At 48.9% G+C, this 14,075-nt stretch carries 12 protein-coding genes and 1 pseudogene; 1 reads left to right on the top strand and 12 read right to left on the bottom strand.

Going from position 1 to position 14,075, the window contains the following annotated elements; translation table 11 throughout:
• Nucleotides 1-36: 36 nt before the first annotated feature.
• From phoB to ACSHWX_RS04460, 7 genes are all read right to left on the bottom strand, one after another.
• Nucleotides 37-738, bottom strand: a complete 702-nt coding sequence (phoB, locus tag ACSHWX_RS04490) for a phosphate regulon transcriptional regulator PhoB (RefSeq protein WP_435666993.1) — start codon at nt 736-738, stop codon at nt 37-39.
• Nucleotides 739-791: 53 nt separating this feature from the next.
• Complete coding sequence (phoU, locus tag ACSHWX_RS04485) at nt 792-1,496, bottom strand: phosphate signaling complex protein PhoU (protein WP_435666992.1); 705 nt, start codon at nt 1,494-1,496, stop codon at nt 792-794.
• 23 nt (nt 1,497-1,519) lie between these two features.
• Nucleotides 1,520-2,326, bottom strand: coding sequence for a phosphate ABC transporter ATP-binding protein PstB (gene pstB / locus ACSHWX_RS04480; RefSeq protein ID WP_435666991.1), 807 nt, complete (start codon nt 2,324-2,326; stop codon nt 1,520-1,522).
• Between the two features lie 34 nt (nt 2,327-2,360).
• Complete coding sequence (gene pstA, locus ACSHWX_RS04475; protein ID WP_435666990.1) at nt 2,361-4,199, bottom strand: phosphate ABC transporter permease PstA; 1,839 nt, start codon at nt 4,197-4,199, stop codon at nt 2,361-2,363.
• Nucleotides 4,192-5,619, bottom strand: coding sequence for a phosphate ABC transporter permease subunit PstC (gene pstC / locus ACSHWX_RS04470; protein ID WP_435666989.1), 1,428 nt, complete (start codon nt 5,617-5,619; stop codon nt 4,192-4,194). The genes pstA and pstC overlap by 8 nt, the downstream gene beginning before the upstream one ends.
• 48 nt (nt 5,620-5,667) lie before the next feature.
• Nucleotides 5,668-6,669 carry a PstS family phosphate ABC transporter substrate-binding protein gene (locus ACSHWX_RS04465; protein WP_435666988.1) on the bottom strand — a complete coding sequence of 334 codons (1,002 nt, stop codon included), beginning with the start codon at nt 6,667-6,669 and terminating at the stop codon, nt 5,668-5,670.
• A gap of 230 nt (nt 6,670-6,899) precedes the next feature.
• Nucleotides 6,900-8,192, bottom strand: coding sequence for a sensor histidine kinase (locus ACSHWX_RS04460; RefSeq protein WP_435666987.1), 1,293 nt, complete (start codon nt 8,190-8,192; stop codon nt 6,900-6,902).
• A gap of 166 nt (nt 8,193-8,358) precedes the next feature.
• Between ACSHWX_RS04460 and ppk2 the strand changes: the two genes are divergently transcribed.
• The gene (ppk2, locus tag ACSHWX_RS04455) at nt 8,359-9,219 is read left to right on the top strand and encodes a polyphosphate kinase 2 (protein ID WP_435666986.1); all 861 of its coding nucleotides are present in this window, start codon (nt 8,359-8,361) and stop codon (nt 9,217-9,219) included.
• 19 nt (nt 9,220-9,238) lie between these two features.
• Here the strand turns inward: ppk2 and ACSHWX_RS04450 are convergent, their stop codons facing one another.
• The 5 genes and pseudogenes from ACSHWX_RS04450 to ACSHWX_RS04430 form a co-directional block, all read right to left on the bottom strand.
• The gene (locus ACSHWX_RS04450; protein ID WP_435666985.1) at nt 9,239-9,940 is read right to left on the bottom strand and encodes a L,D-transpeptidase; all 702 of its coding nucleotides are present in this window, start codon (nt 9,938-9,940) and stop codon (nt 9,239-9,241) included.
• Between the two features lie 141 nt (nt 9,941-10,081).
• The gene (locus ACSHWX_RS04445; RefSeq protein ID WP_435666984.1) at nt 10,082-10,885 is read right to left on the bottom strand and encodes an IclR family transcriptional regulator; all 804 of its coding nucleotides are present in this window, start codon (nt 10,883-10,885) and stop codon (nt 10,082-10,084) included.
• 3 nt (nt 10,886-10,888) lie between these two features.
• Nucleotides 10,889-13,060: a malate synthase G gene (locus tag ACSHWX_RS04440; protein ID WP_435666983.1), complete on the bottom strand. Its 2,172-nt coding sequence runs from the start codon at nt 13,058-13,060 to the stop codon at nt 10,889-10,891.
• An 85-nt stretch (nt 13,061-13,145) separates the two neighbouring features.
• The gene (locus ACSHWX_RS04435) at nt 13,146-13,511 is read right to left on the bottom strand and encodes a YbaN family protein (RefSeq protein WP_435666982.1); all 366 of its coding nucleotides are present in this window, start codon (nt 13,509-13,511) and stop codon (nt 13,146-13,148) included.
• Nucleotides 13,512-13,787: 276 nt separating this feature from the next.
• A pseudogene (locus tag ACSHWX_RS04430) lies at nt 13,788-14,075 on the bottom strand (hypothetical protein); the annotation flags it as partial.

The raw sequence follows: 14,075 nt of genomic DNA, 5'->3' as shown, positions 1-14,075 counted from the left end.
TGCTTATTTTTTGGGCAGCGCGATGCCCCCAGTCCATTATGCAGACGTGGCAAACTTTTCGTCAAATGAATAACCAGCACCGCGTACTGTGCGAATGGGGTCTTTGGATTTTCCGCGATTGATTGCTTTGCGCAAACGGCCCACATGCACATCAACGGTGCGTTCATCAACATATACGTCATGCCCCCAAACGCCATCCAACAGTTGCTCGCGACTATATACGCGGCCAGGGCTTTGCATGAGATATTCAAGCAAACGATATTCGGTTGGGCCAAGATGTACTTCTTTGCCCAACCGACGAACCCTATGAGTTTCGCGATCTAGCTCAATATCGCCAGACTTCAAGCTATTGGACATAAGGGTGGGGTTCGCGCGACGCAAATGAGCTTTCACCCGGGCCAGCAATTCGGGAACCGAAAATGGCTTCACGACATAATCGTCTGCGCCAGTTGCAAGACCACGCACACGCTCTTCTTCTTCACCACGCGCCGTCATCATAATGATGGGCACCCGGGACGTTTCTTCGTGCGAACGCCAACGCCGGCACAATTCAATTCCAGACAGCCCTGGCAACATCCAATCCAACAGGATCAAATCTGGCAGTTCTTCTTGCAATTGCAAGGTCGCCTCATCGCCACTTTCAACTGCGGCAACACGGTAGCCTTCTGCTTCCAAATTATAGCGAAGCATAACCGCTAGGTCGGCCTCGTCCTCAACGATTAAAATGAAGGGAGCCATAATCGATATTCCATTTAGAATTGAAGCAAGCCTTAGAACAACGCTCTAAAACGCTAATTCAGCTGCACTTTGCCAGATTCAACATCGTAATAGAGGTTTTCGCCGGTCTTGAGATAATAGGCGGCCTCCGCGATATTGGTGGCATGATCACCGGCGCGTTCGAGGTTTTTGGCACAAAACAAAAGGTGCGCACAGTCTGTAATGTTGCGCGGATCTTCCATCATATAGGTCAAAAATTCCCGGAATAGAGAGACATACAAAGCGTCCACTTCGTCGTCGCGGCGGCAAACATCCAGCGCAATTTCGGCATCTCGCGTTGTAAAGCTATCGATGGAGCGCTTAATTTGGCTCAATGTCAGGTCCGACATGTGCCGGATGCCATTGTAAAGCTGCTTGGAAATGCGTTGGCTATCAATATGTTTTACGCGACGGGCCAAGTTTTTCGCGATATCCCCTACCCGCTCCAAATCAGTTGCAACATGAATTGCAGAAACGATATGACGCAAATCTCCAGCCATAGGCTGTCGGCGAGCGATCATTGAAACCGCTTTCTCATCGATATAGCGCTGCATATCATCAACGGCTTTATCGCCCTTTGATGTTTGTTTTGCTAGATCGTGGTCGACCCGGATTAGCGCTTGAGTTGCATTCGAAATCGCAACTTCTACCATGCCGCCCATTTCAGAAATCGCACGGGTCAGTTCTGTAAGCTCTTCTTCGTAAGAAGATACAATATGTTCGTTCGTTGCGTTGGCCATTTTCTTGCCCTTTCGCCGCTAATTTAACCGATCCGACCCGTGATATAATCTTGGGTTTTCTTATGATGCGGATTTGTAAAAATCTGCTCCGTCGGACCTTCCTCGATCAATTTTCCGAGGTGAAAAAATGCTGTTTTTTGACTCACCCGCGCAGCTTGCTGCATAGAGTGGGTCACAATTACGATGGTAAAGTTTTCACGCAACTCGTCGATCAATTCTTCAATAATCGCGGTCGCGATCGGATCAAGTGCGGAACAAGGTTCATCCATCAAAAGAACCTCAGGTTTTGTTGCAATCGCACGCGCAATACAAACCCGTTGTTGTTGACCGCCAGAAAGGCCAGTACCTGGCTGGTCCAAGCGGTCTTTAACTTCTTCCCAAAGTCCTGCACGACGAAGTGAAGATGTTACCAACTCATCAAGCTCGTCTTTTGAGCGGGTCATGCCATGAATACGAGGGCCATAAGCCACATTCTCATAGATCGATTTCGGGAACGGGTTTGGTTTTTGAAAAACCATTCCAACCCGCGCACGCAACTCTACCACATCGATAGATTTGTCATAAATGTCTTGGTCTTCAAGATTGATTTGACCAGACACTTTACAAATATCGATGGTGTCGTTCATGCGATTTAGGCAACGCAAAAAAGTTGACTTGCCGCAACCAGATGGGCCGATCAACGAGATCACTTGGTTGGCAACAATGTCCAGATCAACGTCAAAAAGGGCCTGTTTTTCACCATAGTGAACACAGACATTTCTGCCGGCCATCTTGATGGTCTCATCGCCTGTTTGCACATTTGGCTGCAAGATATCGGTCGCTACACTCATTTCGAACCTCTAAAATTAAGGGCAAACACTGGCTTTACCAGCGACGCTCAAATCGTTTACGCAGCACAACTGCAATGGCGTTCATGGCAATCAAAAACGCCAGCAGCACCATAATGGCTGCCGATGTACGTTGTTGAAATGCCGGTTCTGGAAAGTCTGCCCACATGAAGATCTGCACAGGTAGAACAGTTGATGGGTCGCTAAATGTCGTTGGCACATCCACCACAAACGCCACCATACCGATCATCAAAAGCGGTGCGGTTTCACCAAGCGCTTGGGCCATACCAATGATCGTGCCGGTCAGAATACCGGGCATGGCTAACGGCAAAACATGGTGTGTTACGGTTTGCAAACGTGAAGCGCCAATGCCCAACGCCGCTTCCCGAATAGAAGGCGGTACTGCACGCAACGCCGCCCGAGAGGCAATGATGATTGTGGGCAATGTCATGAGAGCCAACACCATACCGCCAACATAGGGGGCAGATCGATCAAGATGGAAATAGTTGAGGAACACCGCGAGGCCAAGCAAACCAAACACAATCGAAGGCACCGCAGCCAAATTGTTGATGTTGACTTCAATCAAAGTCGTCCATCGGTTCTTTGGCGCAAACTCTTCAAGGTAAATTGCAGCAGCAACACCAAGCGGGAACGAAAGGGCCAGCGTTATGATAAGGGTCAATGCGGAACCGATTGCCGCGCCCAAAACACCCGCCATTTCTGGCTCTCGGCTAGCGCCGCGTGTGAAAAAGATTGAGTTAAAACCGGAGCGCACATAGCCCAAATCAACGAGCTTGTCGGTCCATACTATCTCTTGGTCTGAAAATTTTCGGTTGGATTCGACAACATCCATTGTCCGCAATTTCCACGTACCCGACGCCAACTCAGTTAAATCCTCTTGAACCGGGAAATAGGCCGTCGCAGTAGCTGTATTTGTGGTGACAGATGTTAGTTTCAACACGCCTTGTGCAAGATAAATCAAACCGGACGGCATGGTGTCGGTAAGTGTTTCACCCAAGCCTTTATTCGCCACACGTTCGTCCAAAGCCGCTGCTTGGTCTTGCAGTCTTTCGATACGTTTTAGCAGCACACCCAAATTGGTTTCTGTTTTCGCAAGTGTCTTTTCCAGACGATCTTTAGTGGTGAGATCATCCGTATTTGGAATGCGTTCTTGTAGCGCACTAATATCGCCTTCTAGTTTGCTCTGGGACCGAAGCGCACCGGCTTGTTCCACACGAAGGGTCGCCGCTTGCGACGCGAGTGCAATTTTTGCAGCGCCAAGCAAATCGGCAAATGCTGGACCATCTGCTATTAAACGATATCCATCATCTTGCGCTTCAATTTTTAAATCGCTTGCCCCATCTGTATAGACGCTATCGGTGATTTGCCCTTTTAGATAAAGATCAGCAAAATCCGAAATTGGTACTTCAAGACGCTCGCCCGTACCGACAACAGCGGGATTATCCAAAACCTGTTGGCGCAGATAAACGGAAGACCCCGAAGATAAGATGCCGCCTAATGCGCGCTTACCGTTTCGAGATGTAACTTCTGGAAACTCTGAGCGGATCGCATCTCGAATAATGCTGTCATAATCAGCATCTTTCAAAGCTCTCTCATCTGATCCATCAGTGCCTAAACGCGCTGCGGTGACCTCAAATGGCATGCTGACGAAATTAAACGTGAACGCTGGCAATCCTTGGGAAACCACAGAGGATAAAAGCAAAAGCAAGAACGCAACAGACACACCGATTGCGGCACGCCCTATCCATTTGAAGTTGCCTTCAGTCCGATAACGTTTTGCCAAGCGCTCGCGCGCTTCGTTTGAGGTGTGAACAGATGTAAATTGTTGCACGGCGCTGCCTGTCATATCAGTCATATTGCTCTCGATATTTCTGGATGACGCGCAGGGCGACAATGTTTAGCATCAAAGTTACGCAGAACAACACAAGGCCAAGGGCGAATGCGGCGAGTGTTTTCGCGCTGTCGAATTCTTGATCGCCGACCAACAGGGTTACGATTTGCACGGTAACTGTCGTCACGGCTTCGAGCGGGTTCGCTGTTAAATTTGCGGACAGGCCAGCGGCCATCACCACAATCATGGTTTCACCAATCGCGCGTGAAATTGCCAGCATCAAAGCGGACACAATGCCGGGCAATGCCGCAGGCAAAATGACCCGGCGAATTGTTTCGGACTTCGTCGCGCCCAAGCCAGCGGAGCCATCCCGCAAGCTCTGCGGAACCGCATTGATCACATCGTCAGATAGAGACGACACGAATGGGATGATCATAATGCCCATCACCAACCCAGCGGCCAACGCACTTTCTGAGGAAACGGACAAGCCGATTGATTCCCCGGATTGGCGAAGAAATGGCGCTACTGTAAGAGCGGCGAAAAACCCGTAAACAACAGTTGGAATACCCGCCAAAATCTCAAGCATTGGCTTAGCGATGGCACGCACACGCGGGCTCGCGTAATCAGAGAGATAAATCGCTGACATTAAGCCGATTGGCGCAGCGACCAAAATTGCGATGGTCGTGATCAGTAGTGTACCGGCGAAAATGGGGATCGCGCCAAAAACCTCAGAATTTCGGTCTGTCGCTTCTGATCCAACACCTTCAAATGCACTTTGGGGGCTCCAATGGGTGCCAAACAAAAAGTCAAAGAACGGCACTTTTTGGAAAAAATTGATGCTCTCAAAAATCAATGACAAGACAATGCCGATTGTTGTGAGAATGGCGACACCAGATGCTGCAACCAGGGCGATTGAGACTGCGCCTTCAACAAACTGGCGGGCACGCAAATCGGTGCGAATACGACGCCAGCCCAAATAGCCGCCGCCAAGTACAAGAACAGCGAGCACAAGTTGGACAAACAGAACGGCGCTTGAATAAAATGAACGGTAGGCCTCGATCGCCATCAGTTCCAAATTTGAAACATCGCCAATATTTTGACTTTGGGAGAAGCCGTATGCACGGCGTAAAAATGCGCCTTGTTCGAGTTCGCTGAGCGCTGTGAATTCCTGTCCTAAACCCGAAGCGACGGAAGCGTCAGCAAAATATTTAGATGAGAAGACCCAAACCAGCAAAACAGCAGCTGCGGGCAGCATCCCTAGAATAAGCAACATACCGCCATGAAAACTAGGGTTTGAATGGAGAAGAGTTGCGTTGCCATTGGTCACCGCGACGGCGCGGCTGCGTCCAGCGTAAAATAAACCGCTTCCGGCAACAATGACGACAAGTAGTGTAAGCCAAATTTGCACGTCACATTCCCCAATTCGTTCACTCTCATCGAGCATAAACACCGCCCCGAGTAAAGCCGGGGCGGCGCGGTATTTAAAAGATGTTTACATCTTTTGAGCAGCTACTAGACCTTCAGCATCTGCTTTGAATTTTGCGCGATCAGCCGCTGGAAGCGGGATCAAGCCTTTTTCAGTAAGGTAACCTTCGTCACCCCAAGCATTGTCATTGGTGAACTCGCCAACATATTCCATGATGCCAGGTACAACGCCTACATGTTCTTTTTTCACGTAGAAGTATAGTGAGCGCGAAACAGGATAGTCGCCACCAGCAATTGCTTCGAATGTTGGATCAACACCATCAACCACTGCGCCTTTGATTTTGTCAGCGTTTTGGTCAAGGAATGAAAAACCGAAGATACCGAAAGCAGATGGATTAGCTTCAAGCTTTTGAACGATCAAGTTGTCGTTTTCACCAGCGTCGATGAATGAGCCATCTTCACGGATTTGCGAACATGCATCTTCTTCGATGCCTTCTTGGCAAGCTTTTTCCATCACAAGTTCAACAAACGCATCGCGTGTGCCAGATGTTGGTGGTGGGCCCAACACTTCGATTGTTTCAGCTGGAAGAGAAGGATCAATTTCTGACCAAGTTGTATATGGGTTCGCAACAACTGCGCCATCAACAACAACGTTTTTAGCCAACGCCATGAAGATTTGTTCGCGCGAGATGTTCAAAGAAGCGCCAGATTTTGAGTTCGCAAGAACGATACCGTCAAAACCAACTTTAACCTCAACAGGTGTTACGCCGTTGGCGCCACATTTGTCGATTTCTTTATTCTTAATGCGACGAGAAGCATTAGTGATGTCTGGCGTACCTTCGCCAACCCCCTCACAGAAAAGCTTCAAGCCACCGCCTGAACCAGTTGATTCAACAACTGGTGTAGCGAAATCTGATGTTTGGCCGAAACGCTCAGCAACTGCTGTAGCGAAAGGAAATACTGTTGATGAACCAACAATTGAGATTTGGTCGCGTGCTTGCGCACCTGTTGCTACCAACGTGCTTGCAACAAGAATAGCTGCAGTACTTGCAAAATGGGCGAATTTCATGATGTCTGCCTTTCAAAGCTCACATTCGAAACGTCAAATAAACCGCCGGTTATTCCACCTCGTCTTGCAACATTTTGCTGACTTGGCTGACCGGACTGGGCGCACAATATGGCCGCGACCCAATTGTTTTATGTCACTTAAATGACAATTAGATGACAGATTAAGTCATTGAATTAATTGAATAAAACTTCATGCTAGCTGTGGACAAACAGATTCTGTGTTACATTTTGTCATGGAAGGCATACGCTGACGACAGTTCCCTCTCCAACAACGGAGCTGATGAGAAGTTCACCGCGGTGGCGTCCAATAATGTGCTTCACGATAGCCAGACCAAGGCCTGTACCCTTTTTGCGACGAGAAGTTTCTGCATCCACACGATAGAATCGCTCTGTCAGCCGTGGAACATGTTCCGCTGGAATGCCTTGACCTTTATCCGCCACTTCAACAAGCACGCTTTGGTTCGGTTTTGTCGTGCAGTCGCTGATCGTCACATTTACAACTTTGCCGGTCGCTCCATATTTGATCGCGTTTTCAACTAAGTTGGTCATGACCTGCATTAATTCGTTGCGATCACCTGTTACCTGATTTTGCTCCAGTTGGTTGTCAAACTGAACTTCCACATGTGATTCTTGGGCTTGGGGTTGCAGCAATTCGATTGCTTCTCTGGTGATCGCTGCGATATCGACTTTTGAAGTTGGCCTCATATGTTGGCGCAGTTCAATTCTAGACAAAGACAACAGATCATCGATCAGGCGCGACATACGTTCAGCTTGGGCGTGCATAATGCCCATAAACTTTTCACGGGCGACTTCATCATTGGCTGCGGGGCCGCGCAATGTATCCAAAAAGCCAATGAGCGAAGTAAGCGGGGTCCGCAGCTCATGGCTGGCGTTGGCGACAAAGTCAGCACGCATTTGATCATGCTTTCTTTGATTGGTCTCATTGACGATGGTTACCACCAACAGCTCAGACCGCTTGGTGGGTCCAACATTTGGTTTTTTGGGCTCAAGTGGCGTAACCGAAATGCGATACCAATTGTCCGAAGGGATAGATTGATGAAACTCCCCTGTAACGCGTTCATCGTTTGAAATGGCTTGATCAACGGCATTGAGCAAAGCGGGATTACGCAATGAAAACGCGAGCGGGTCGCCAACCGTTGATGCCGGAAATTCGCCAGCTGCGGCATTATTGCGATAACGCAAAATGGCGCGACGATCGACAATAACGCAAGGATCTGAGACCGTGTCTGCAAAACGCTTGATTGAGGTATCCGGCCAAATGTTGATTTTTTGCGCCATGGGTAACTCATTGCGCCTAGTGCGCGCCCGACGTGGCACAGCGATGGCCGCAAGAAAAATAAGCAAACAAGCCAGCAATGCATCGATGCCGGTTAGTCTGTTGGTGAAGTAAAGACCCGCAAATACAAGAATGGATGTAGCAAGCACCCAACGCGCTGCATAAAAGCGGTCGCGCCAGCCCCTTGGGTTACGATATTCTTCAGCTAAATTTAAATCAGATTCCATATCGATCATTGCTTTATGTAAGGTTGGTTGCCAGCCATATCATATTTGAAGCGACATTTGGTACTGGCTAATTATGAAGCTTAAAAGACTATGGTTTGACCTCATCGTTCAAATCAGAACACAATCAACCAACTAAGATGACATTCTTGAGGAAAGACATAGCGTAATGGGCGATAAAATAGCGGCATTTGACCTAGACAATCCCAAGCTCCCAAAAGAGATCGACAAAGATGCGTTTCAAAGTGGCAATTTCCCGTACGAAAAGAAGCTAGACCGCGACACCTACGAAGAAACACTATTGGCGCTGCAAATCGAGTTGGTAAAATTGCAAACGCACCTGCAAACAACAGATGGCCGGGTCTCCATGCTGTTTGAAGGTCGCGATGCGGCAGGCAAAGGCGGTTCAATCCGGCGTTACCTCAACTATTTGAACCCAAGACATAACCGCACGATTGCTCTTTCAAAACCAACTGAAAGAGAACAGGGGCAGTGGTATTTTCAACGATATGCCAAACATTTGCCAACTGCGGGTGAGCAAATCCTTTATGATCGTTCTTGGTATAATCGCGCAGTCGTTGAGCCTGTTATGGGCTTTTGCACTGCGGAACAGACTGAACGGTTTTTGAGTGAAGCGCCCCATTTTGAGCGTATGATTGTGGATGAAGGCATCCACTTCTTCAAATTTTGGCTCAATATCGGGCAGGAGATGCAATTGAAACGGTTTCATGACCGCCGTCATAACCCGCTCAAGCAATGGAAACTAAGCCCGGTCGATCACAAAGCACTCGGCATGTGGGATCAATACACAACTGCACGAAATCAGATGTTGATACGTACCGACACAGAGCACGCGCCCTGGACCATCATCCGTTCCAACGACAAACGCCGGGCGCGGATCGCAATTATCCAAAAGGTATTGTCGGCTATTGAATATAAGGGACGCGATGACAAGTTGGTTTTAGAAACCGACCCCGAAATTATGCAGACCGCGTCCACATTTTTAAAACACCACCGGGCCGATGAATAGGCCCGGCGATATGTTCTAATTAGGCCAGGTTATCGAGAGAAAACCGGTTGTCGGAGATCACGACAATCGGTGAACCGTTCGGCACCCGCTCAAAGAGATCAATAATGTCATGGTTGGTTAGGCGGATACAACCAGAAGAAGCCGCTGTGCCAATAGACCACCATTCAGGTGAACCATGGATGCGATAAAGCGTGTCGCGACCATTTTGAAAAATATAAAGTGCGCGCGCGCCCAATGGGTTGTCCAAACCCGGAGGTTGGCCTTTTGCCCATTTTTCAAGTTCAGGTGTCCGCTCGATCATTTCGCGTGGTGGTGTCCAAGTAGGCCAACGGCGCTTGAGTTGCACAGTTGCGCGGCCAGACCATGTAAAGCCTTGTTTGCCGACGCCGATGCCAACACGCAATGCCTTGTTGTCTTGCATGGTCAGATATAGGAACCGATTGGGTGTATCCACCACAAGAGTGCCCGGTACTTCGCCAAATGGATCATCAACGATTTGACGCCAAAATTGGCGGTCAATGCGATTGCCAGGGATAGCTGGAATTGTGAACTCGCCATCATCAATCGCCGCATAGCGCATTAAATCAGCACGTTGTTGGTCGCGGAACGACGCAGCGCGCACGCCCGCAGAACCTGATACCCCACATGCAGCAAGAACTGAGGTGGCAGCGGCAGTTGTGCCCAAGGCCAAAAATTTACGACGGTCGAATTTCTTGATCATACTCACTCTAACGAAAAGGCGGAGCAAAACGCTCCATTTCCAACGAACAATGCGTGTTTACATGAAGTTTATTTCAAAAAACACTGCGAATTTGCCACACTTGAAGAAAAGTGAACGCGTTGCGCACACATTTGCGTGAAGTTACGAATAGTCTGCGGGCACAATGCCGCCAATTCTATCCGTTATGTCTCCGGCAGCGACTTTTACATGTTGCGCTAAATCGTTAACACGCTGCGTCGTTACCCGAACGGTAGGTCCCGAAATCGAAACCGCAAAAATAGGTTCGCCAAATTCATCAAAAATTGGCGCGCCAATACATCTTAGCCCATCCGATTGCTCTTCATCATCCATTGCAAATCCAAGCGCCCTCACCTGCATCAGATCCTTTTTCAAGGCGCTCGCATTTTGATGAGACTTTGATGTCAGTGCAGGATAGTCAATGTTCGCCAGAATATCGGCTTGTTCTTGTTGACTCATAAACGCCAAAATGGACTTGCCCACCGCACTTGCATGCAAAGGCCCGCGCGCACCAAGGGGAACCGCCATGCGCATGGCCTCTTCGCACTCAATTTGCCCGACGAAAGTGAGCGAACGGTTTCTGATCACAGCGAGGTTGGAAGTTTCACCTGTCTGGCGAACAAGTTGGCGCATCATTTCGCGGGCAGTCGCGATGTGATCGCGACGCCTCAGATATCCTGCACCAACGCGAAAAGCCGCCACGCCGACAAACCATTTGTTGCTTTCAGTCTCGAAGCTAACAAAGTCAAGCGCTTGTAGGCTTGAGAGTAAGCGATGAGCCGTTGAAGGTGCCAACTCTGCCAACGGCGCAAGCTCCGATAGTGGCAATCCATCGGAATACTCAGACAACAGCTGCAGCAGTCCAAGCGCCCGATTAAGTGATTGAACGCTGCCCTTGCCTACCTTGCTAGAAAGCTGCTTTTCCATCAGTTACGCGGATGCTTTTGCCTGTTTGCGGCGTGCGTGCAAAATTGGCTCTGTGTAACCGGAAGGCTGATTTACACCCTTAAAGACAAGGTCACACGCTGCAGCGAATGCGATTGAGGCATCAAAATTTGCAGCCATTGGTCTATAGTTCGAGTCATTTGCATTTTGCGCATCAACAATTTTCGCCATTTTCTTCATGGCCGCCATTACTTGATCTTCACTGACAAGACCATGTTCCAACCAATTGGCGATGTGCTGGGACGAAATCCGCAATGTTGCACGATCTTCCATTAAGCCAACATCATGAATATCGGGCACTTTTGAACAGCCAACACCATGCTCGACCCAGCGTACGACATACCCAAGAATGCCCTGGGCATTGTTTTCTAGTTCCGCAGTTACCTCATCCGAAGAGAGGTTCTTACCGCCCATTAGTGGAGGCGTTAGAATGTCGGTCAAGCTTGCCTTCGGGCGGGTTGCCAGTTCTTTTTGGCGATCAAATACGTTGAGTTGATGGTAGTGCATCGCATGAAGCGTCGCAGCGGTTGGCGACGGCACCCAGGCGCAGTTGGCACCCGCTTCAAGATGCTCTATTTTTGCCGCGACCATTTTAGCCATTTCGTCCGGCATGGCCCACATGCCCTTGCCGATTTGCGCGTTGCCAGAAAAACCTGTTTCCAGTCCGGTATCCACATTCCAATCCTCGTATGCAGACAACCATGGTTCGGCTTTTATGGCTGCCTTGGGCAATACCGGCCCTGCTTTCATCGACGTATGAATTTCATCGCCTGTGCGATCAAGGAACCCCGTGTTGATGAAAACAATCCGGTCCTTTACCGCGCGGATACATTCTTTTAGGTTCACCGTTGTGCGACGTTCTTCGTCCATCACACCGATTTTGATCGTGTTTCGATCAAGCCCAAGAGCATCCTCAACCATATTGAATAGGTCGTTAGCCAGCTTCACTTCATCTGGCCCATGCATTTTTGGTTTCACGATGTAGATGGAACCATGGCGCGAATTGCGGATGCCGCTGTCTTTCTTCAGGTCATGCATAGCGCAAAGCACCGTGATGAGAGCGTCGAGCATACCTTCTGGGACTTCATTCCCGTCCTGATCCAAAACCGCATCAATCGTCATTAAATGTCCGACATTGCGAACCAACAACAAACTACGTCCCGCCAAAGAAATGGATTGCCCGCTAGATCCGGCAAATTCCAAATCTGGATTAAGCGCGCGCACCATTTTCTTGCTGCCCTTCATAAATTCGGACGTCAGATTTGCTTTCATCAAACCAAGCCAATTGCCATAAACAATTGCTTTATCTTCGGCGTCCACTGCGGCGACGGAGTCTTCACAATCTTGGATCGCTGTGAGTGCAGATTCGACATTAATGTCCTTAACGCCAGCACCGCTTTGGCTGCCAATTGGATCTGATTTATCTATTATGATTTCAAAGTGAAGCCCGTTATTTTTAATCAGAATGCTGCGCGCGCCATCAATGTCGCGGGTGCCGACAAATTGTTCTGGTTTTACCAGTTCGACAGATTGCCCATTGCTCAGCTTTGCCGTTAGCGAAGCGCCAGATGTCTCGTAATCTGTTACGTCCTTATGGCTAGCGCCTTGCAGTGGAGCAGCTTCGTCTAGAAATTTGACAGCTTGAGCAATCACCGCGTCGCCGCGCATCGCATTGTATGCTTTGCCTGCGGCTAATTCCCCATCGGTTGGAACAACGTCTGTTCCGTATAGCGCATCATAAAGACTGCCCCATCGGGCGTTTGCTGCGTTTAATGCAAAGCGCGCATTCATCACTGGCACCACCAATTGGGGACCGGCGAGGCTGGCGATTTCTGGATCGACATTTTGGGTTTGAATGGAGAAGTCTGCGCCCTCTTCAACCAAATAGCCGATATCTTTCAAAAAGGCTTTATATTCATCTTGGTCGATTTGCTGCCCTGCATGATCAACATGCCATTTATCGATTTTGCTCTGCAGTTCTTCACGAAGTGCCAACAGATCGCGGTTGCGCGGACCAAGGGTGTTGATGATCTTGTCAAACGCATCCCAAATTTGCTCCGGCTTGAAGTCCAAACCATCAAGCACATCATTGGACACCAAATCAGCAAGTTGCTGCGCGACTTTAAGACGGCCAAATTGAATGTAGTTTTGTGACATGATCATACTCCTTGTTATTTGCCCGAGAGCATAAACAAATCACACATCAAGTCAAGAAAGTGGAATGCCATTCCGCATTGCGGAATTACACAGAGGGGCGTGTAAGAATAAAAGTGGCCACAGCAGTAAGCACAAAGAACTGAATAAGCAAAATATGGGAAGGCAAACCGAACAAAAAGCTTATCGCGAAGACGACCAGCATAGATGCAATGGCGATTCGTTTGACGCCAGATGCAATCGCGCCGTGTTCGTTCCACGCTTTAATTGGTGGGCCAAACTGGGGATGCTCCACCAGCCAATTGTGAAGCCTTTTTGAACTGCGCGCAAAACAGAACACCGCCAAAAGCATAAACGGTGTTGTGGGCAATAGGGGCAAAAATGCCCCAACAAAACCCAGGCCCACACAGAGCAAACCAGCGCTAAGCCATAATGTACGTTTGAATGATTTCACAATTTTCATGCCCCCTTGTTCAACACAAATAGAACGTTGTGAAGCAAATTCAATTGGGGCTTGCAAATGGATTTTAATATGATTATAAAAATCATGTTAAAATAATGATGCCACCTACCTAGATGACATCATCCTGAGCTCACTCCCCCTTTCCTTCGTGAGCTTGGATATAGTGCCCGGCCATTGGTCGGGCACTTTTGTTTGCTCATATGCCCAAAATGCAAAAAGGGCGACCACATGGCCGCCCCGTTCTTAATTCGCGTTAGGCAAGTACTCTTAAAACTCTTGCCACTCCTCATCAGTTGCAACCGCTGCATTACCTTTTGACAGGTAAGATTTTGCGGCCGTCGTCACTTTTTGCTGCAATGCCTTAATGCCTGTTACTGGCTTTTCTGCGCGAACTGGGGATTGGGTGGGTCGGCTCTGTGTTTGAGGCCGTTCGGCATGAGTTGGCGAACCCGATCCTGTCGTCACAAACACATCAACAATCCGGTCCAGCTCTGCGGCTTGACCTTCGGTTTGTTCAATCGCTGCGTTGGTTTCTTCAACCAATGCCGCATTGTG

The sequence above is a fragment of the Maritalea sp. genome, from assembly GCF_051251695.1.
Classification (GTDB): Bacteria; Pseudomonadota; Alphaproteobacteria; order Rhizobiales; family Devosiaceae; genus Maritalea.
This window is presented reverse-complemented; position numbering and strand designations above follow the sequence as displayed.

Coding starts and splice junctions, on each gene's coding strand:
- phoB (WP_435666993.1), bottom strand. CDS start 738: ATGGCTCCCTTCATTTTAATCGTTGAGGACGAGGCCGACCTAGCGGTT.
- phoU (WP_435666992.1), bottom strand. CDS start 1,496: ATGGCCAACGCAACGAACGAACATATTGTATCTTCTTACGAAGAAGAG.
- pstB (WP_435666991.1), bottom strand. CDS start 2,326: ATGAGTGTAGCGACCGATATCTTGCAGCCAAATGTGCAAACAGGCGAT.
- pstA (WP_435666990.1), bottom strand. CDS start 4,199: ATGACTGATATGACAGGCAGCGCCGTGCAACAATTTACATCTGTTCAC.
- pstC (WP_435666989.1), bottom strand. CDS start 5,619: ATGCTCGATGAGAGTGAACGAATTGGGGAATGTGACGTGCAAATTTGG.
- ACSHWX_RS04465 (WP_435666988.1), bottom strand. CDS start 6,669: ATGAAATTCGCCCATTTTGCAAGTACTGCAGCTATTCTTGTTGCAAGC.
- ACSHWX_RS04460 (WP_435666987.1), bottom strand. CDS start 8,192: ATGGAATCTGATTTAAATTTAGCTGAAGAATATCGTAACCCAAGGGGC.
- ppk2 (WP_435666986.1), top strand. CDS start 8,359: ATGGGCGATAAAATAGCGGCATTTGACCTAGACAATCCCAAGCTCCCA.
- ACSHWX_RS04450 (WP_435666985.1), bottom strand. CDS start 9,940: ATGATCAAGAAATTCGACCGTCGTAAATTTTTGGCCTTGGGCACAACT.
- ACSHWX_RS04445 (WP_435666984.1), bottom strand. CDS start 10,885: ATGGAAAAGCAGCTTTCTAGCAAGGTAGGCAAGGGCAGCGTTCAATCA.
- ACSHWX_RS04440 (WP_435666983.1), bottom strand. CDS start 13,060: ATGTCACAAAACTACATTCAATTTGGCCGTCTTAAAGTCGCGCAGCAA.